We start from the raw sequence: 19,387 nt of genomic DNA on the forward strand, positions 1-19,387 counted from the left end.
GGGGCGAACATGCCTTCGCTTCTGCTATTATGCGCGCTGTCATTTTTTTAATTCAAGCTGGGCGTAAAACCAATGGCTGATCCCAATTCCGTGCGCCCTGAGTCCTCCGGGCTTCAGGTGTCCGCTCACTTTCTTCGCAGGCGTGAGATTGTCAACCAAGTTGCACGCTACGTGCTAATGGTGGCCGCAGCAGTGTCCGTGCTTGTTACTGTCGGTATTGTGTATGTGTTGCTAAGCGAAGCGTTGGTGTTTTTTGAAGAAGTCTCGGTGTGGGAGTTTGTTTCCGGCACCAGCTGGACGCCAATGTTTTCCGTACCGACCTTCGGCATCTGGCCGCTGCTGTCGGGCACCCTCGTCGTGTCCGGTATTGCCCTGGGAGTATCGATTCCTTTCGGCCTGACCCTGGCGGTGTATCTCAGCGAGTACGCCCCAGATAAGGTCCGGGAATCGGTCAAGCCGATATTGGAGCTTCTGGAAGGTGTTCCCACCGTGGTTTACGGGTACTTTGCCTTGTTTCTGGTTACTCCCCTACTCCAGGTGTTTCTTCCATCGCTGCCGGGCTTCAATATGCTGTCGCCGGGGCTGGTGATGGGAATCATGATTCTGCCCTATACTACCTCCCTCAGCGAGGACGCCATGCGGGCGGTGCCCAACAGCATGCGTGAAGGCGCTTACGCTCTCGGTTACAGCCGCTTCCACACCGCCGTCAAGGTGGTGATTCCTGCTGCCATATCCGGCATCACGGCCGCCTTTATTCTCGCCATGTCTAGAGCCGTGGGTGAAACCATGGTGGTGGCTATCGCCGCAGGCCAGATGCCGAACTTCACCTTCAACCCCATGGAAGGCGCGGCCACGATCACTACCTTTATTGTGCAGGTCAGTATGGGTGACGTCAGCCACGGTTCCATTGCCTATATGTCGATCTTTGCGGCTGGTTTGGTGCTTTTTCTGCTGACATTGATCTTCAATCTGATTGGTTTCTTCCTGCGCAAGCGCTACCGCCAGGCTTACTGAGGTGACTATGAACACAATGGGTACTAACATACAAAGCGGTATCGATTACGCGGCGATTTCCAGAAAGAATCGTTCCTGGGACATTATCTTCGCGTCCCTAGGGATTATCGTTTTATTTATTGCCATAACGACCTTGTTAGCACTGTTCCTCGATCTGGCTATCCGCGGGGCGCCACAGTGGACTGACCCGGACTTCTACACGAGCTTTCCATCGCGAAAGCCTCTGGAAGCCGGTATTCTTTCCGCCTGGGTCGGCACCATCATGGTTATGCTGGTGACGGCCGTTGTCGCTGTTCCGCTGGGTGTTGGTGCCGGGCTATACATGGAGGAATACGCGACCAAGAACTGGTTTACCGACATTATTGAAATCAACGTATCCAATCTGGCCGGTGTTCCCTCGATTGTCTATGGCCTGCTGGCACTCGGGCTATTTGTCCAGACTTTCGGGATGGGCGAGACGGTGCTGGTCGCGGGGCTTGTGCTGGCGCTGATGATACTGCCGATTGTCATTGTTTCGACCCGGGAGTCGATACGCTCAATTCCCAGCGAACTGCGAGAAGCGGCCTATGGACTTGGTGCCAACCAGTGGCAGACCATGTCCCTGTATATCCTTCCGGCCGCCAAGCCTGGCATTATCACCGGTGCGATCGTCGGGCTTTCCCGTGCCATTGGTGAAACGGCGCCGATTATCACCATTGGCGCGCTTTCGTATATTGCTTTCCTGCCGCCGTCTCCGGTTGGTGGTGATTTTCCGTTCATCAGTTTTGAGTGGTTGAATAGTGGGTTTACCGTCATGCCCATTCAGATGTTTGGCTGGGTTTCCCGGCCGCAAGCCGACTTCCAGATTACGGCAGCGGCGGCCGGTGCCGTGCTGATCGTGATGACGCTGGCGATGAATGGACTGGCTATTTATATTCGCTATCGGGCCCGAAAGTCCTGATCGAACAATTGTCAAATTGTTCGGGTAAGCTATCTAAATTTAAGGTTTAAAAGGGGCGACCCATGAGTACGGATCAGACGTCTTCAATACAAATCAGTGAGTCTGCCCATCAGGGTAGACAAACCGGGAAACCCAGTGAAACCCGTGAACATTGGTACCTTGAGCCAGAAGGCGCGTTGCGGGCCAGGGTATCCAACCTGAAATTTTGGTACGCTGATGGCACCCAGGCGATTGACGATGTCAGCATGCCGCTAGTGGATAAGAAAGTAACGGCGCTGATCGGTCCCTCTGGATGCGGTAAGAGCACCTTTCTGCGCTGTTTCAATCGTATGCACGACCTTTATCAGGGGGTAAAATACTCGGGTTCCATCAACCTTTTACCGGAAGATGAAAACCTGATTGATCTGGATCCGAACATTGTCCGGATGCGGGTCGGTATGGTGTTTCAGAAGCCGAATCCCTTCCCGAAATCGATTTACGAGAATGTGATCGCTGGCCTGAAAATCCGTGGCATTCGCAAGCGTGAAACCCTCGATGAAATTGTTGAAACTTCGCTGAGACAGGCGGCTTTGTGGGATGAAGTCAAGGATCGGCTTCACCAGCCGGCTTTGAGCATGTCAGGTGGGCAGCAGCAGCGTTTGTGTATTGCTCGGGCACTGGCGGTCAAACCAGAAATTCTCCTGCTGGATGAACCGACATCTGCTCTGGATCCGATCGCGACGGCAAAAATTGAAGACTTGATCAATCAACTTTCAGGTACAGTGACGGTGCTGATTGTAACGCACAACATGCAGCAGGCAGCTCGCATATCTAATTATACGGCTTATATGTATCTCGGAAAGCTGATTGAATACAATGAGACCGGCGAACTTTTTCAGCGGCCTAAGTGCCAGCGTACGGAAGATTACATTACAGGTCGCTTTGGTTAAGACCGTTATTATTCTCGCAGTAGCAGAACTGGAGATCTATTATGACCACGAGTCATGAAAGCCATTTGCGCCACACATCACAGCAATTCAATTTGGATCTGGAAAATTTGCAATCTAATTTGTTGAAGATGGGAGATATGGTTCAATCTCAGATTCAAAAATCTATGGAGGCTCTTGAAAATCAAGATTGTGAATTAGCACAAGAAATTCGTGCCAATGATAAAAGTGTCGATAAACTTCAGATACTTATTGATGAAGAAACTAGCCGTGTATTTGTTAAGCGGCAGCCAACCGCCAGCGATTTACGTTTTGTCGTTTCTATTGTGAAGATGGTAGTTGATCTTGAACGCGTCGGTGATGAAGCTAAAAAAATCGCAAAATGCACCCTTTCAATGTTTAATGAAAGAACTGAGACAATGTCAGCTCCCATAGGTTTTGTCGAGACTCGACAAATCGCTAAACATGTTGTTTCAATGTTTCAGGATGCTCTTGACTCTTTTATTAATTTTGATACTGAGTTGGCATTAAGTGTGATGAAAGAAGATAGGCGCGTTGATGATGAATATAAAATGGCAGTGCGTTCTTTGTCTACTCATATGATGGAGGATCCGCGGGAAGTTACCAATTGTCTTTCCATTATATGGATGCTCCATGCTTTGGAAAGAGTTGGCGATCATGCATGCAATATTGCTGAACATGTTATTTATATAGTTAAAGGTGAAGACGTTCGCCATGCGCCAATGGACAAGGCGGAGCAGGTTATTCATCGTTGAGTTATTTGCTTTTCACCTATCAGGTACTATAAGTTATTAATTCTGCATTATCCTTTTTTTTTACGTTCTTTGAGTGACATTTTGGCCTGCGTGATACAGCCTGGCACTCGGGGGTATAAGGGACGGAATCAACGTCAACTCTGATGACCGAGTTACCGAGTTACCGAGTTACCGAGTTACCGAGTTACCGAGTTACCGAGGTTCTTAGGCTAACCCATTGACGCCGCCTGGCGGTCGATGACAACGGGGAGGCAAGCGCCTCCCCGTTGTCGCAACGGTTGTCACGTCATTGACATCCCGCCGCGTTATATATGATATTCCATATATTTCAGGAGCCATTCCCATGGCAAAACAGCGCGTGCTCTTCCTGTGCAATGCCAACTCCGCCCGCTCGTTGATGGGCGAGGCGATGCTGCGCCACCTCGCCGGCGACAAGTTCGAGGCCCTCAGTGCGGGCAGCGAGCCCGATGAACCCGCTGCGTTGACCCTTGAGGCATTGGAGAAACAGGGAATTTCCACCAAAGGGCTGGCCAGCAAGTCGCTGGACGACTTCGCCGGTGAGCACTTCGCGGCGGTGATCGTGCTTTGCGACAAGGCTCAACAGGCGTGTCGTGACTGGCAAGGCAGCAGTGACGAGCATCTCTACTGGGATATTCGCGACCCGCGCCTGATCGAGCGCCGGAATGCCTATGAGCAGGCGCTGGCCGAGATCCGTCAGCGCCTGTCGCTGTGGCTGCAGATCAAGGCGCGGGACGATATCCAGCGCTAATCACGTAACGACGCAACACGAGGATTCCCATGACAGTACGTATCGGTATCAATGGCTTTGGCCGCATCGGTCGTCTGGTGCTGCGCAGCCTCTGGCCCCTCGTCGAGGCCGGCGAGGTCGAGATCGCGCGCATCAACGACCCCGGCGGCGACGCCGCCACCTTCGCTCATCTGACCGAGTTCGATTCCGTCCACGGCCACTGGTCGCCGGGGAGTGGTATCGCCGCTGAGGACGAGGTGCTCAGCATCGACGACCGTCCTATCGCCTTCAGCACCAATCGCGGTTTCGACGAGAGCGACTGGTCGGCGTGCGACGTGTTGATCGAGGCCTCGGGAGTGGTCAAGAAGAGCGAGCAGCTCGCGCCCTACTTCGATCAGGGCGTGGCGCGGATGGTGGTCACGGCACCGCTCAAGGATGCCGATGTGCTCAATGTGGTGGTCGGCGTCAACGACGACAAGTACGACCCCGACGTCCATCGCATCGTCACCGCGGCGAGTTGCACCACCAACTGCCTGGCGCCGGTGATCAAGGTGATCCATGAGGCTTACGGTATCCGCCACGGCTCGATGACCACGGTGCACGATATCACCAACACCCAAGTCATCCTCGACGCCCCCCACAAGGATCTCAGGCGCGCTCGGGCCTGCGGCATGAGCCTGATTCCCACCACCACGGGTTCGGCCAAGGCGATCACCGAGATCTTCCCGGAGCTCACAGGCAAGCTCAACGGCCATGCCGTTCGCGTCCCCCTGGCTAACGCTTCGCTGACCGACATGGTCTTCGAGCTGGAACGCGAGGTGACGGTGGAGGAGGTCAACGCGGCCCTCCAGGCCGCCGCCGAGGGCGAGCTCGCCGGTATCCTGGGCTACGAGGAGCGCCCGCTGGTCTCCATCGACTACCGCACCGACCCGCGAAGCGCGATCATCGATGCCCTCTCGACCATGGTGGTGAACGGCACCCAGCTCAAGCTCTACGCCTGGTACGACAACGAGTGGGGCTACGCCAATCGCACCGCCGAGCTGGCTCTCATGGTAGGGAATAAGTAGGTGGGTCATGGCTGAGTCACTCGGTGCACGAATCAAGGCGCTGCCCTTCGAGGTGCGCCAGTATTTGCTGATCACCGGCAACTACTGGGCCTTCACCCTGACCGACGGCGCCCTGCGCATGCTGGTGGTGCTGCACTTCCACCAGCTGGGCTACTCGCCGCTGGAAGTGGCCATGCTGTTCCTCTTCTACGAGGCCTTCGGCGTGGTGACCAATCTGGTGGGGGGCTGGCTGGGGGCGAGGCTGGGCCTCAACCGCACCATGAACGCCGGGCTGGCATTGCAGATCCTGGCTCTGGCGATGTTGATGGTGCCCTCGGCGGCGCTCACCGTGCCCTGGGTGATGGCGGCCCAGGCGCTTTCGGGCATCGCCAAAGACCTCAACAAGATGAGCGCCAAGAGTGCGGTCAAGGTGCTGGTGCCCAAGGACAGTGCCAGTGCCCAGAGTTCGCTCTACCGTTGGGTGGCTATCCTCACCGGCTCCAAGAATGCGCTCAAGGGCGCCGGCTTCTTCCTCGGCGGTGTGCTGCTGACGCTGATCGGTTTCCGGGGCGCCATGGTGATCATGGCAGTGATGCTTGTTGTGGTGCTGGGGCTGTCGCTTTGGCGGCTAAGGGCGGATCTCGGCCGACAGAAGCGCAAGCCGAAGTTCACCGAGGTGTTCTCCAAGTCGCGTGCTATCAACGTGCTCTCGGCGGCGCGGCTGTGCCTGTTCGCCTCTCGGGACGTCTGGTTCGTGGTTGCCCTGCCGGTGTTCCTTTACGACCAGCATGGCTGGAGCCACTGGACGGTGGGCGGCCTGCTGGCGATCTGGGTGATCGGCTACGGCGGCGTGCAGACCCAGGCGCCGCGCCTGACGGGTCTGACCAAGAGCGGACCCCGGGCCGTTACGGCGTTCTGGGCGCTGGCACTGGCCGGCCTGCCGGCGTTGCTGGCGTTGTTGCCCCTGGCCGAGGTGGGCTGGCTGGTGGCAGGGCTGCTGGCCTTCGGTGTGCTCTTCGCCATCAACTCCAGCTGGCACAGCTACCTGATCGTCCACTACGCGCGCGCCGATGGCGTCTCCATGGACGTGGGTTTCTACTACATGGCCAATGCCATGGGGCGGCTGTTGGGTACCTTGCTCTCTGGCTGGGTCTATCAGGTCTACGGACTGGCGGCCTGCCTGTGGATCTCCTCGCTCCTGGTGGCAGCCAGCGCGCTGATGGCCCTAGCGCTGCCGCGGGAGGCCACGGGGCGGTGAGGCGGCGGTGAGGCGTAATGACCTTGGGGCGTCGCCGCCGCTGTCGGTCCTTCGCGCTTTGGCGTAACATATTGGCTTTATTTCGTACCTCGAGGGGATAGCTCTTGACCCTGCTCGACCCCGCAAGACTGTTCAAGTGCCTGGGCGACGAGACGCGCCTGATGCTGACGCTGCTGATCCGCCGCGAGGGGGAGCTGTGTGTCTGCGAGATGACCTACGCCTTGGAGGAATCTCAACCCAAGGTGTCGCGTCATCTGGCCCAGCTGCGCAATTGCGGCCTGCTCAATGATCGGCGTGACGGCCAGTGGGTCTACTACAGTCTCTCCAATGCACTGCCGGATTGGATCAGCGAGGTTCTGCTGGCCGCTGAGAAGGGCCAAGATGAGCGCCTGACCCTTTTGCAGAAGCGCCTGGACGGCATGGGCAACCGGCCGGAGCGTCGCCTGGCGATGTGTTGAGCATTTACCTCGGCCATCTTCTACTAGCCTTGAAACAAACTGCTTGATCCTTTCAGGAGCGACTCCCGTGTCATAGCGCTTCTGGATGACCATGGTCTCAGCCGGAGCTTTCATAAGTGGAATTCAAGGATTACTACCAGGTGCTCGGGGTCTCCAAGACCGCGACGGCCGAGGAGATCAAGAAGGCCTACCGCAAGCTGGCGCGCAAGTTTCATCCCGATGTCAGCAAGGAGCCCGAGGCCGAGCAGCGGATGCAAGAGATCAACGAGGCCAAGGCCGTGCTATCCGATCCGGAGAAGCGCCTCGCCTATGACCAGTTGGCCGAGCAGTACCGCTCGGGCCAGGATTTCCAGCCGCCACCGGACTGGGATGCAGGCTTCGAATACAGCGGTCGTGGTTTCGAGGAGGCCGACCTTGGTGAGTTCAGTGATTTCTTCGCCAATCTGTTCGGCCAGGGTGGGCGATCAGGACGAGCAGGGCGAGGGGGGCGCACCTATCAGATGCGTGGCGAGGATCGTCACGCCAAGGTCTTCATCGATCTGACGGATGCCTTCCAGGGCGCGACTCGGGCGTTAACCCTGCAAGTGCCCCAGGTCGATGCGCAAGGGCACGTGGTCTCCCGGGAACACACCCTCAACGTGCGTATCCCCAAGGGAGTGAGGGAGGGTCAGCATGTTCGCCTTTCAGGCCAGGGGAGTCCCGGTGTCGGGGGTGGCCCGGCGGGGGATCTGTATCTGGAGATCCACTTCACGCCGGATTCGCGTTATCGGGTCGAAGGCCGGGATGTCTATCAAACGGTACCGGTGACGCCTTGGGAAGCCGCTCTGGGTGCCAGCATCGAGACCCCGACTCCTTCGGGGCTGGTGAAGGTTAAGGTGCCCTCTGGCTCGCAGACGGGGCGCCGACTTCGTCTGAAGGGTCGCGGTATTCCGGGACCTGAGCCGGGCGATCTGTATGTCGAGCTCGAAGTGGTACTCCCCCCGGCCGATACCGACAGGGCGAAGGAACTCTATGAAACCATGGCGCATGAACTCGCTTTCAATCCGCGCCAACGGAGAGGAGGCTAGGACATGGTGCAGCATATTGTCAGCGGCGAACTGATCGACGAGGCGACCCTCACACTCGAGGACTTGGCGAGGGCCTGCTCGGTGGAATCCGATTGGGTTATCGAGCGTATAGAGAGTGGCCTGCTGGCCGATGATTCGCCCTATGTGGCGAGCTGGCGTTTCACCAGTCATGACCTGACCCGCGCCCGACGAATGTGCCAGCTGGAGCGCGACTTCGAGGCAGCGCCGGAGCTTGCCGCGCTGGCGACCGACCTGATCGAGGAGAACCAGCGCCTCAGAGAGCGGCTCCGGGCTGCAGGGCTGAGCGACGATTAGCATCGCTCGCTATCGCTTCAGCTGTTCGGTATCGGTATAGGCCACGACGCCGGCAATACTCGGTCGTCGGCTCGGTATTCATCGCGGTGGTCTCGACCACGGCGCTGACGTTGTCCCGGGAGGACCCGCTATTGGCTCCTTTGCCCAAGGCATCGGGCGAGCAACACCCCTCGGCACGGTCCTCCTTGTGCTACTCGTAGACGTTGCCCAGCGAGATCCCCTCTTGATCCGCTATCCCTTGCGGTGACCCCCCCTTGCTCCGCGATCCCTTGCGGGGACATCCCTTCTTGCTCTGCGATCTCTTGCTCCGCGATTTCTTGCGGTGACTGGTTGTGAGGAGGCGGCAACCTGTCCGCTACGGCGTTTTGGCGTTCCTCGGAGTAACGAGGCATGAGGTCTCCCTGCGCCCCCCTTCTTGCTTGCTGGTTTACAAGAACAGGCTATCAGAGGGCACGACAGTCGGCCTGACACCGAAGGTCAGCTGAACCTATGGATATTTGCATATCGTTATAAGATATGTGAAAATTACTATCAGTTATATCAATGAGTCTTGCGAGTCCGCATGTCGTTTACAACGCCGCCACTATTTTCCGCACTGCCTCTTACCGATGAACAAAGGCTGCTTTACCTGTAGCGACATCCGACCTGTCCGCGATAGCCAGCGGCATCGTCGAGGAAATTGAGGGGGCATCGATCAAGTGCTCTTCCTTCATCGAGCCAGGAATTCAATGCTCATGTCTGATAGTAGAATGAAAAAGTGGATGGCCCGTATAGCCGTGGTCGCGGTCCTCGTCGCTCTTGGGGCGGTGGCGGCATGGGCGGTAATGAGCCGCATGGCTGAACTCGCGGCAGCTCCCAGCTTTACCACCAGCCCTGTGGCCGTCCACACGGTGGCCGCTGAAACCGGCACCCTGAGCCCGGGCCTGAATTATCTGGCTGAAGCAGAGGCCATTCGGACTGCCGACATTTCCACAAATGTTATCGAAGTCGTGCAGGAGGTGGCGGTGGATGAAGGTGACCGCGTGGTTGCCGGTGATCTGCTAGTCAGGCTGGACACCTCAGAAATCGACGCTCGGTTAAACGGCGTGGCTGCGGATATCAACAAGGCCAGCGCCGAGCGCGAGGCGGAACAGGCCACCCAGGAGGCATTGGCGTATTCCACGGACTTCTGGACCAAAGAAGTGTCCCGCCTGCGCCAATTGCGGAATCAACATGCCGTCGCTCAGGCGGACCTGGATGCCGCGAGGAATCAGCTAAACCAGATTGAGGGCCAACTAGAAGCGTCACGTCAGAAATTGAAGGCACTTGACGCCGGGCTGGACTCCCTTCGTGCCCGCCAGGTACAGCTCCAGAGCCAACGGTCCCATTATCTCCTCAGCGCACCCTTTGCGGGCACCGTGACCGCGCGCACCGTCGACCCCGGCGATCAAGCGGCGCCAGGCAAGGTGCTGATTCGAATAAGCAGCCTGCAGACGATGCGACTGGCGTTCGGAGTGCCCGAAGAAGACCGGCCTGCCGTCGAAGCCGGTCGCACCGTTTCCTTTTCCCTGAAAGACGCTTTGCACCAAGCCGTTATTGATCGTATACATCCTGCGCTTGATGCTGCCGGGCTTGCGCGGGCTGAAGTAGATCTGCCCGAGGGCATGGCCGCGCCCCCGGGCACAGAGGTTTCGGTTACCGTGGCTCTTCCGCCCCTGGAGGCAAGGGTGATGATTCCCGCTGGCGCTCTGGCAGGGGGAAACGAAACACCCACCGTTTACCTTGTCATCGACGGTAAAGCTCAAGCGCGTAGCGTTACCGTTCACGGGCGGGATACCAACGATCGGGTGGCGGTCTCCGGCATTGAACCCGGCGCCAAAGTGGTCATTACCCCCTATCTGGGCTGGACCCGGCTGGCCGATGGCGTGCCGGTGATCGAGACCCGCCCATGAATCTCATTGACTGGTCTCTGAAACAACCCAAGGCGCTTGCGGCCGTCGTTCTGCTGATCGCCACCTGGGGTATTCTGGCCTATGTTCGCACGCCGGTTGATCTGTTCCCGGACTCGGCGCCACCGCAAGTGGCGGTGGTGACTACTCAGCCGGGCGCAAGCGCCAGTAACATGGCCTCCGATGTGACTCAGGTTCTGGAAAAGGAGCTGAACACCCTGGATGGCGTGGTCAGCATTACCAGCACGACCCGCGATGGCGTCTCTTCCATTCGGGTAGAGTTTGGTTATCACAAGACACTTGCCGAGGCGACAGCCGCCGTCAGTAATTCCTTGGATCGCGTGGTCGGCGACCTCCCCGTCGATGTGAAGCCACCTCGCCTCTTTCCGGTAAGCGAGGCGACCAGCCCTGTCATGACACTGGCCTTGCGTCCGATGGCAGAAAGCCCCAAAGCGTTGGCCGATGTTCGTTTGTTGGCAAAGAACCCGATCCAGGACCGCCTGCTGTCACTAGACGGTGTCGGCGATGTGGAAGTCTTCGGTGCTCACGATCCCGAGGTGCGCGTGGCGATCGATCGCGATGCCCTCGCAGCACAGGAGATGGGCATCGGACAGGTGTTGGCGGCTATTCAGGGAGCCAACGTCACGATACCTGCCGGCCGGGTGCAACACGGTCAGGATGAGTATCTGGTGACGGTGGCGGGAGAAGTCGCCGATGCCGCCGAACTGGCTCAGCTTCCCCTGCGCCAGGGCCCGGAAGGAACCATACGCCTAAGCGACGTGGCCGATGTCTCTCTGGGAACCGCCGAAGCGAGAAGCGCCTACCATGGCAACAGCAAGTCAGCGATCGCTTTAAACATTCTGCGACCTCAGGAAGGTACGACGCTGGTCGCCATCGACGCGGTAAAGGCGGAATTGCCCAGCCTGCGGAGAGATTATCCTGATATCGAGTTCGAGATTACCGGCAGCCAGGAACATCTGATCGAGGTCAATGCCAGTGGCCTGCGCAGCAGCGTGTTACAGGCTGTCATCTTGACGATCGCCGTGATCTTCATGTTTCTGGCCGATTTACGAGCGGCCGCGGTCGCCTCGGTCAGCATCCCCCTGGCGTTTCTTGGCTCACTGGCGGTGCTTGGCTTTACCCCTTACTCGCTGAACATGGTCACCATGTCCGGGTTGATCATTGCGGTGGGGCTGGTGATCGATTCGGCAGTGGTGGTGCTGGAGAACATCATCCGCCGACATCGTTCCGGCATTGACGACAGCGCTCGGGAAGCCGCGCGGGCCGGTGCCAAGCAGGTCTCGACGGCGGTTACCGCCGGCATCCTGACCACGGTGGTGGTGGTGCTGCCGGTGATGTTTGCCGGCGGTTATCTACAGCAGATCATGCGGCCGCTAAACCTGATGATTAGCGTGACGCTGGTCGGCTCACTGCTGGCCGCTTTGACCGTGATTCCGGTGCTGGCCGCCCGTCTTCTGGACAGACCTCAAGACCAGAAAAATCGGCTGGAACATGCACTGGAACATGTGGGAACCGCAACCGACCGTTTGGGCGACGCTGTTGGCAGGCTGGTACAGGCGGCCCTCCGTCGACGCTGGATCACGGTGGTTGCTGCCTTGACGTTCCTGGTGGTTACGGTGCGTATTGTGCCACCGCTGATAGGTAACGAGCTGATGCCGCCGATGGATACCGGCATCGCCAGTATCAACTTCGAAACACCGGCAAATTTCGGCATAAACCGCGTCGAGGGGGTACTGAGCGAGGTAGAGAAAGAAATCGAAAACACCACCGGCGTGCAGCGAATATCCTCGGTGGTCGGCTCGGAACCGGGCCGTATCAGTTTCGGTTCCGGCGGCGCCACCCCACAGACCGCCACCATGACGGTCTATTTGGTAGATCGCACCCAGCGAGAGGCGGATATCTGGACCATCATGGATGGATGGCGAACCACGCTGGATCAATTACCCGGTATCAAGGGTTATACCGTCTCGGAATTTGGCGCTACGCCTATTTCGACGACCAAGGCACCTCTGGATATCATTATCAGCGGCCCCGATGCCACCCTATTGGACACCCTGGGCGAGCGGGTTCTGGCTAAATTGGCAGGTATGCCGGGGGTGCTGGACATGCGGCGCAGCTGGCTGATCGATAAGCCGGAGCAAACGGTGACCGTGGATCGCATTTCGGCCCAGCGCTTGGGGTTATCTACCGAGCAAGTGGGACAGGAACTGGCCGCTGCCGTGAACGGTTTACCCGCTGGCAATTTACGTTTGGACGGTTTTCTCGACCTTCCCATCCGCATTGCCTACGCAGACAGCGATGTGGATCGTCCAGGCGGTGTCGGTGATGTCTATCTGCCGTCCGCCGAGGGGCTTGTCCCTCTTCGTGCCGTATCGGACACCTCAATGCAGTGGTCCCGCCCGAGCATTACCCGCGAGGATCTTAAGGAAACGCTGGACATTACGGCTGTCAATCGCAGTTATTCAGTAGCCGATGTCGCGGCCATGGCAAGCGAGCGGCTGGCGGATATGAGTGTGCCCGCCGGGTATTCCATCAGGGTGGGCGGTACCATCACCAATCTGAAGGACAACCAGCAGCGCATGGCTGCTGCGCTATTGCCCGGTGCCGCCATGTTGGCGTTACTGGTGTTTGCCCTGTTTGGTAGCGTGCGCCACGCGCTGGCGATCCTGGCGGCCATCCCGTTGGCCGTGGCTGGCGCCTTGTGGGGGCTGTTAGTGTTCAACAAACCAATGAGCATGCCGGCGATCATGGGTCTGATTCTTCTCAGCGGCACGGTAGTGAACAACAGTATCCTGTTGCTGGATTTCGTCCGCCAGATTCGCGCCGACGGCCAAAGTCGGGACGAGGCCATCGTGGAAGCCGTGCGCCTGAGACTGCGCCCGATACTGATGACGACGGTGTCAACTGTGCTGGGGCTGTCTCCGCTGATATTTGAAATGGCCGTGGGGCTGGAGCGTATGAGCCCGCTGGGTATTGCCGCCGCCACCGGTTTGCTGATCGGCACCATGCTGACACTGGTGGTACTGCCGGTCTTGTTCAGCCTGCTGGATGATAGCGCTCATGCCCTGAAAGCACTGGGCAAACAGCTGACATCAAGACCAGCTAAGCACGAATGAGACGTCTACACTTCGACGATGCCGAAGGTGACGAGGGTGACGAGGGTGACGGGACCGGCAGGGCCGTTCCGCGAAGTAGTCCCGCAAGGGATTAACGACAACGACGAGGGTGACGTGACATGACAACCATGAGGATCGCGAGTGGGCTGGGCCTGCTGCTTGGCCTGGGTCTGGCTGGCGGGCAGGTTCAGGCCCAGCAGCAGGGGGATGCCGAGCGCGGCCAGCAGGCGGCCGGCACCTGCGTGGCTTGCCACCAGGCCGACGGCAGCGGAATGAATGTACCGGGGGGCGAGTCCTGGCCTCGCCTGGCCGGGCTTCCGGCAGAATACATCGCCAAGCAATTGCACGATTTCAAGGAGGGCCGCCGCCAGAATGCCTCCATGATGCCGTTTGCCAATATGCTCGATGATCAGCAGATCGCCGACGTGGCGGCCTACTACAGCCAGATGCCGGTGACCGACGCCCAGGGAGGCGAGGAGGCCGGCGATGAGCTGTTGAGTCGCGGCGAGCAGCTGGCCCTGCGTGGCGACTGGGACCAGTACATCGTTTCCTGCAAGAGCTGCCATGGACCGGGTAACGAAGGGGCCGGTGGCACCTTCCCCGGCATCGCCAGCCAGCATGCCGGTTATATCGAGACCCAACTGCGTGCCTGGCAGGCCGGCGAGCGCAGTAATGATCCGCAGAACCTGATGGGCGCGATCGCCGCGCGCATGAGCGACGAAGATGTCCGTGCCGTCTCGTCCTGGCTGGCCAATCAGTCCGTGGTGTCCGAATAAGGGGGAGCAGAGCATGAAACTTCACAGTAAAACCCTGGGTAGAACACCCCTCGCCGTGGCCATTGCGACTCTGGCAGCCGGCATGAGCATGGCCGCCTGGGCGGAGTACGAGACCCTCGTCGAGATGGGCTATCCCGCTCCCCAGGAGGGTGAGCTGGTGCATGTGCCACCGACCATGGCCGACCTCGAAGAGGCCGACCTGCATCCTGAGCTCAAGAAGGTCATCCGCCGTGGCTACGACCTCTTCACCGATACCCAGCAGTTGCGCGGCGAGAACGTCTTCAATGACATGAACTGCTCCAGCTGCCACCTCGGCGAGGGCCGCCAGCCCTTCAGCGCGCCGATCTGGCCGGCGGCAGTCACGCTGCCAAACTTCCGGGGCAAAAACCAGCACGTCAACAACCTCGAGGAGCGCATCGCCGGCTGTTTTGCCTACTCCATGAACGGCACCCCGCCCGCCTACGGCAGCGACGACATGCTGGCGCTCTCTGCCTACCATCAATGGCTGGCCACGGGCGTACCCATGTATCCGGATCAGCCGATCTACGGCCGCGGCTTCCCGGCACCCGAGCGTCCAGAGGAACTCAGCTACGCACGCGGCGAGCAGGGCTATCTCGATAACTGCGCGATCTGTCACAGCGAAGACGGCTCAGGCCTCTACGAGGATGGCGAGTACGTCTTCCCCGCCCCCTGGGGAGACGGCTCGAATAACTGGGGCGCTGGCATCGTGCGGACCCACACGGCAGCGGGGTTCATCAAGAACAACATGCCGCTGGGCCAGCCGCTGTCGCTCAGCGACCAGGAGGCCTGGGACATCGCCTACTACATGACCCGCCAGGAGCGCCCGCAGGACCCGCGCTATACGGGCGACGTGGAGGAAACCCTGGAGAAGTTCGGGCCCACCTTCCACAAGAACTCCAGCTATGGCGACGTGCGCGAGCACGACGGCCATCGCCTCGCTGACCATGCCAATTGGGGCGAGAAGGGTGATATCGTGCCCTGGAACGTCGGGCAGGGCCGTTTCGAGGACCTCGAGGACTAGCCCCCGCTATCGTTTCGCGGGACACGGGCTCCGTTGCGATCGGCAGCGGGGCCCCATTTTGTAGCGGTGATCCTGAATTCAATAGAGGACAAAGTATTAGCGATGAAAATCTGGCTATTGCTTATTTTGGTTACCCTTTCGGAAGCAACCATCGGTGTTTTCGTCAAGCTGGTGGACGACAGGATCCCGGTCCAGACATTGACGTTTTATGCCTTTGTCTTTGCAACGGCATTTCTCATGCTGACCATACCACGGGTAAACAAGCAACCTCTTGAGTTGCCCCGGGGCAACTTGAAAGACACTTTTTTGATTGGTGCATTGATTGCCGGACAGAGCGGATTTTTTAACTACGCCATGACATTGGTGCCTATTGCTAATGCGGTCATTTTCTGGAGTGTTGCGCCTTTTTTTACGTTTATCCTGTCCTGGCTATTTCTGGGCGAGAAGGCCAAAAAGAGCTACATTCTTATTTTTATCATCGCCCTGACCGGCATTGTGATTGCCAAGCCACTGCAGGAAGGCTACATGCTCGGCAATATGGTGGCATTGGGCGTGGGGGCGATCTACGCGGCCATGGTGACTTATATGCGTCACGAGGGAAAAACCGAAACCGGCAACGATATTGCCTGGTCCTTGCTGTTTGCCGCGTTGATCATGTCTCCCTCGGTGATATTTGTCGGCACCGGGGATATCACCGGCATGATTCGCTATGACAGCCTCGGACTCTCTTTGCCGGTGATACTCTGGGCTGCGGGGCTGGGCCTGGTATCCATGGGGTTCGCCTATTTCGGCATCTCGATCGTGTTGAAGTCCATTAACGCGAACCTCTATTCGCTGATCGATATTATTGTCTCACCCGCGGCCGCAACGCTGCTGGGTTTTCTGATATTCAACGAAGTTCCGGCATCGAGCATGCTCTACGGTGGCGTGTTATTGCTCGGGGCCGGCGCCTGGCTTACGCGTGAAATGTCCCGGAACGACCATTAGAACAGGATAATGTCCCCTCATGGCAGAACTGGCTCGCTGCCCATTAGCCCTCGAAGCCGGTCTGCGCCTACCGGGTCATTGGCTTGCGGCACGACGGCATAACGGGCACTGAGGATTTCGTGGACGCGGGTAATCTCGGGTGCTTCGGTTACGGCACGAGCTGCCAGGATCGGATGAGTCGTTTTCGTGTCGGAGAGGCTGGAATTGACTACCCAGCCAAATGGCGTGATCTCCGCTCGCTCCAGATTTTCCTGCAGGCGTGTCGCCTCCAGCACCGGTGTGGTTTCCGGCAGGGTGACGATGAGGATCCTGGTTTGCTCAGGTTCCTGCAAGCAGCATGCGTACATGCGTATTTCCTTTAGTTCTGTTCGGGGATCGTGAGGTCGCGTTCGATGGTTGCAGGCATCTGCGCCCGGCTCCATTCGGCCCACGATCCTTCGTAGTTTTTCACGTGTGCAAAGCCCGCGACGGTTAGCGCCAGAACGGTATGCGCGGCGCGAATGCCGCCCTGGCAATAGGTGATGATTTCAGCTTCCGTCCGTAACCCGAGCGCCGTGAAGCGCGCGCGCAACTCATCCGCGGGCCGGAAACGGCGGGTGGCGGGATCGAGGCAGTCGGTCCAGACCATGTGCAGCGCGCCAGGAATGTGCCCGGCCATGGAGACCTCGGTTGGCGTGGCACGCAGCCACTCGGCATCTCCGCGCACGTCGAGGATCTGCCGATCCGGGTCGTCCATGGCGGCGCGCACATCCGCCGTCTCGGCAAGGAGCTCTGGGCTTGGGCAAGCCTTGAACGCCGCCGGTTCCGGGGCCAGCGGGGCTTCGTCGGTCCCGGGCAGCCCTGCCAATATCCAGTTTTCCCAACCGCCATCGAGAACAACAGCGTTGTCGTGGCCGTAGTAACGCAGAACCCACCACAGGCGCACGCCGAACAGGTTGTTACCATCGTCATAAGTCACCACCAGCGTGTCCGGCCCGATACCAAGCCGCGCCATTTCCGCCGCGAAATCCTCGGGGTCCATCACCCGGCCGGGTTGGTGCAAAAGCGGATTGAGCATGAGTTGTCGCGCGCCCGGGATGTGCGCCTCAGCGTAACCGTCTCCCTTGCGGGCATCGACGATCACCAGCCCCGGCGCGTCCAGACGTGCAGCCAACCAGTCGCCACTAACGAGGGGCATTTCGGGCATGTCCACAGTCGCAGTCCTCACACCAGTTCCTCTGAGCGCCCGACAAGCGCGCGCAGGCGGTCTGCACCGGTCGGGTCGTCAGCCAGCATCGGAACGACCGAATAACGGGCACTCAGGGTTTCTTCGACCCGGGTTATTTCCGGTGCTTCGGTTGCGGCCCGTGCGACCAGCAGTGGGTGGCTGGTATCGGTGGCCGCCAGGCTGGCGTTGATCACCCAGGCATAGGGTGTGATTTCCGCTCTTTTCAGGTCGTCCTGCAGGCGGGCGGCTTCCAGCACCGGTGTGGTTTCCGGCAGGGTCACGATCAGCACTTTGGTTTGTGCCGGGTCCTGCAGGCGCATCATTGGTGTCACCATGCGTGCACTGGTTTCTCCGGCATGGCGCATGATGTCCCTGTGGTAGGAACCGGTAGCATCCAGCAGCAACAGTGTGTGCCCGGTTGGCGCGGTATCCATGATCACAAATTTACGCCCGGCTTCCCGTATGATTTTGGAGAAGGCCTGGAACACTGCGATTTCCTCGGTGCAGGGTGAGCGCAGATCTTCCTCCAGCATCTTGCGACCCTCGGCATCCAGGCTGGCACCGCGGGTTGCCATGATATGGTCGCGGTAGACCTGGGTTTCCACCTCGGGATCAATGCGGCTGACGGTCAGGTTGTCGACATCACCCGCGAGTGTTTCGGTCAGGTGGGCCGCCGGGTCGGTGGTGGTCAGTAATACCTCATGGCCACGGGCGGCCAGTTCCACGGCAACGGCCGCTGCAATGGTGGTTTTGCCCACGCCGCCCTTGCCCATGGTCATCACCAGGCCTTTACCGTCGTCCTCAATGTCGTCAACCAGGCGGGACAGGGGTGGCAGGTTGTCCAGAGCACGCCGGGGTGTACCGGAGCGCAGGGTTTCAACCGGCTGATTCATCCGCCGCAGGGCATCCAGCCCCACCAGATTTTCAGGGCGTAGATAGAAATGACTTTGCGGTAAACCCGCGAGCTCTGAATCGGCTTCTTCCACGGCTGTGCGTTCACGCTCGATCATGCTGGAGGCCAGAGCATCGTCCGAAGCTTCAGCCGGCATCATGCCGTTAATGGCGAGATGCTGATTGCGTATTCCGATATCGGCCAGCTCCCGGTGGGTTCGCGCGGCTTCCGCCATTGAGCTTGCCCGGGGCCGGGCCACCAGAACCAGGCGGGTCAGAGTCTCGTCAGAAAGGCTTTGGACGGCGGCCGCGTAGCGTTCACGCTGTTTGTCCAGCCCGGCTAGTGGGCCGAGGCAGGAGGCATCGCCCCCGGTTTCCAGAAATCCACTCCAGGCACCGGGTAACTTGAGTAGCCGAATGGTGTGGCCGGTGGGAGCAGTGTCGAAAACAATGTGGTCGTAGCGCCCGATCAGTGCTTCATCCGTGAGCAGCGCAGTGAACTCATCAAACGCGGCAATCTCGGTGGTGCAGGCACCCGACAATTGTTCCTGGATGTTGGCTACGGCTTTCTCCGGCAGACTGGCCCGTATGGGGCCAAGGATCCGCTCACGATACTCTTCCGCCGCCGCTTCGGGGTCGATTTCCAGTGCTTCGAGGCCAGGAACATTGGCAATTGACGTGATGTGATTGCCAATGCGGGTGTCGAATACCTGGCCCACGTTGGACGCCGGATCGGTACTTACCAGCAATACTTTCCGCCCAGCGTCCGCAAGATTAATGGACGTTGCGCAAGCCAGAGACGTTTTACCAACGCCGCCTTTGCCGGTGAAAAATACGAATTTAGGCAGATTCTTGAACATTCACATCATCC

Annotated in this window: 18 protein-coding genes; 15 read left to right on the forward strand and 3 right to left on the reverse strand. The window is 58.9% G+C overall.

Features of this window, described 5'->3' with window-relative positions:
• Positions 1–72: 72 nt before the first annotated feature.
• The 15 genes from pstC to U5L98_RS07085 all read left to right on the forward strand — a co-directional run bounded on the left by pstC (position 73) and on the right by U5L98_RS07085 (position 16,418).
• Complete coding sequence (gene pstC / locus U5L98_RS07015) at positions 73–1,014, forward strand: phosphate ABC transporter permease subunit PstC (protein WP_322557605.1); 942 nt, start codon at positions 73–75, stop codon at positions 1,012–1,014.
• 7 nt (positions 1,015–1,021) lie between these two features.
• Positions 1,022–1,954 carry a phosphate ABC transporter permease PstA gene (gene pstA, locus U5L98_RS07020; protein ID WP_322557606.1) on the forward strand — a complete coding sequence of 311 codons (933 nt, stop codon included), beginning with the start codon at positions 1,022–1,024 and terminating at the stop codon, positions 1,952–1,954.
• Positions 1,955–2,016: 62 nt separating this feature from the next.
• Positions 2,017–2,883: a phosphate ABC transporter ATP-binding protein PstB gene (pstB, locus tag U5L98_RS07025; RefSeq protein ID WP_322557607.1), complete on the forward strand. Its 867-nt coding sequence runs from the start codon at positions 2,017–2,019 to the stop codon at positions 2,881–2,883.
• Between the two features lie 41 nt (positions 2,884–2,924).
• The gene (phoU, locus tag U5L98_RS07030; RefSeq protein ID WP_322557608.1) at positions 2,925–3,656 is read left to right on the forward strand and encodes a phosphate signaling complex protein PhoU; all 732 of its coding nucleotides are present in this window, start codon (positions 2,925–2,927) and stop codon (positions 3,654–3,656) included.
• Between the two features lie 343 nt (positions 3,657–3,999).
• Positions 4,000–4,425, forward strand: a complete 426-nt coding sequence (locus U5L98_RS07035) for an arsenate reductase ArsC (protein WP_322557609.1) — start codon at positions 4,000–4,002, stop codon at positions 4,423–4,425.
• 29 nt (positions 4,426–4,454) lie between these two features.
• Positions 4,455–5,471, forward strand: coding sequence for an ArsJ-associated glyceraldehyde-3-phosphate dehydrogenase (locus U5L98_RS07040; protein ID WP_322557610.1), 1,017 nt, complete (start codon positions 4,455–4,457; stop codon positions 5,469–5,471).
• Between the two features lie 7 nt (positions 5,472–5,478).
• On the forward strand, positions 5,479–6,708 hold the full coding sequence (gene arsJ / locus U5L98_RS07045) for an organoarsenical effux MFS transporter ArsJ (RefSeq protein WP_322557611.1): 1,230 nt from the start codon (positions 5,479–5,481) through the stop codon (positions 6,706–6,708).
• Between the two features lie 161 nt (positions 6,709–6,869).
• On the forward strand, positions 6,870–7,166 hold the full coding sequence (locus U5L98_RS07050) for a metalloregulator ArsR/SmtB family transcription factor (protein ID WP_416208213.1): 297 nt from the start codon (positions 6,870–6,872) through the stop codon (positions 7,164–7,166).
• A 116-nt stretch (positions 7,167–7,282) separates the two neighbouring features.
• Entirely contained in the window at positions 7,283–8,233 is a 951-nt protein-coding gene (locus U5L98_RS07055; protein ID WP_322557613.1) for a DnaJ C-terminal domain-containing protein, read from the forward strand.
• A 3-nt stretch (positions 8,234–8,236) separates the two neighbouring features.
• Positions 8,237–8,548 carry a chaperone modulator CbpM gene (locus U5L98_RS07060; protein ID WP_322557614.1) on the forward strand — a complete coding sequence of 104 codons (312 nt, stop codon included), beginning with the start codon at positions 8,237–8,239 and terminating at the stop codon, positions 8,546–8,548.
• A 749-nt stretch (positions 8,549–9,297) separates the two neighbouring features.
• Positions 9,298–10,479 carry an efflux RND transporter periplasmic adaptor subunit gene (locus tag U5L98_RS07065; protein ID WP_322557615.1) on the forward strand — a complete coding sequence of 394 codons (1,182 nt, stop codon included), beginning with the start codon at positions 9,298–9,300 and terminating at the stop codon, positions 10,477–10,479.
• Entirely contained in the window at positions 10,476–13,613 is a 3,138-nt protein-coding gene (locus U5L98_RS07070) for an efflux RND transporter permease subunit (protein WP_322557616.1), read from the forward strand. Before U5L98_RS07065 ends, U5L98_RS07070 begins: the two co-directional genes overlap by 4 nt.
• A gap of 119 nt (positions 13,614–13,732) precedes the next feature.
• Positions 13,733–14,389: a c-type cytochrome gene (locus U5L98_RS07075; RefSeq protein ID WP_322557617.1), complete on the forward strand. Its 657-nt coding sequence runs from the start codon at positions 13,733–13,735 to the stop codon at positions 14,387–14,389.
• Positions 14,390–14,402: 13 nt separating this feature from the next.
• Positions 14,403–15,431, forward strand: coding sequence for a c-type cytochrome (locus tag U5L98_RS07080; protein ID WP_322557618.1), 1,029 nt, complete (start codon positions 14,403–14,405; stop codon positions 15,429–15,431).
• A 102-nt stretch (positions 15,432–15,533) separates the two neighbouring features.
• Positions 15,534–16,418, forward strand: a complete 885-nt coding sequence (locus U5L98_RS07085) for a DMT family transporter (protein ID WP_322557619.1) — start codon at positions 15,534–15,536, stop codon at positions 16,416–16,418.
• A gap of 17 nt (positions 16,419–16,435) precedes the next feature.
• Here U5L98_RS07085 and U5L98_RS07090 read toward each other — a convergent pair whose 3' ends face one another.
• Genes U5L98_RS07090 through arsA form a run of 3 tightly spaced genes read right to left on the reverse strand, consistent with a single transcriptional unit; the run spans position 16,436 to position 19,376 of the window.
• Positions 16,436–16,765, reverse strand: coding sequence for an ArsA-related P-loop ATPase (locus U5L98_RS07090; protein ID WP_322557620.1), 330 nt, complete (start codon positions 16,763–16,765; stop codon positions 16,436–16,438).
• A gap of 11 nt (positions 16,766–16,776) precedes the next feature.
• On the reverse strand, positions 16,777–17,604 hold the full coding sequence (locus tag U5L98_RS07095) for a sulfurtransferase (protein WP_322557884.1): 828 nt from the start codon (positions 17,602–17,604) through the stop codon (positions 16,777–16,779).
• A 17-nt stretch (positions 17,605–17,621) separates the two neighbouring features.
• Positions 17,622–19,376: an arsenical pump-driving ATPase gene (gene arsA, locus U5L98_RS07100; RefSeq protein WP_322557621.1), complete on the reverse strand. Its 1,755-nt coding sequence runs from the start codon at positions 19,374–19,376 to the stop codon at positions 17,622–17,624.
• Positions 19,377–19,387: the final 11 nt, after the last annotated feature.

Origin of the sequence: Halomonas sp. (assembly GCF_034520545.1) — a bacterium.
Lineage (GTDB): Bacteria > Pseudomonadota > Gammaproteobacteria > Pseudomonadales > Halomonadaceae > Halomonas.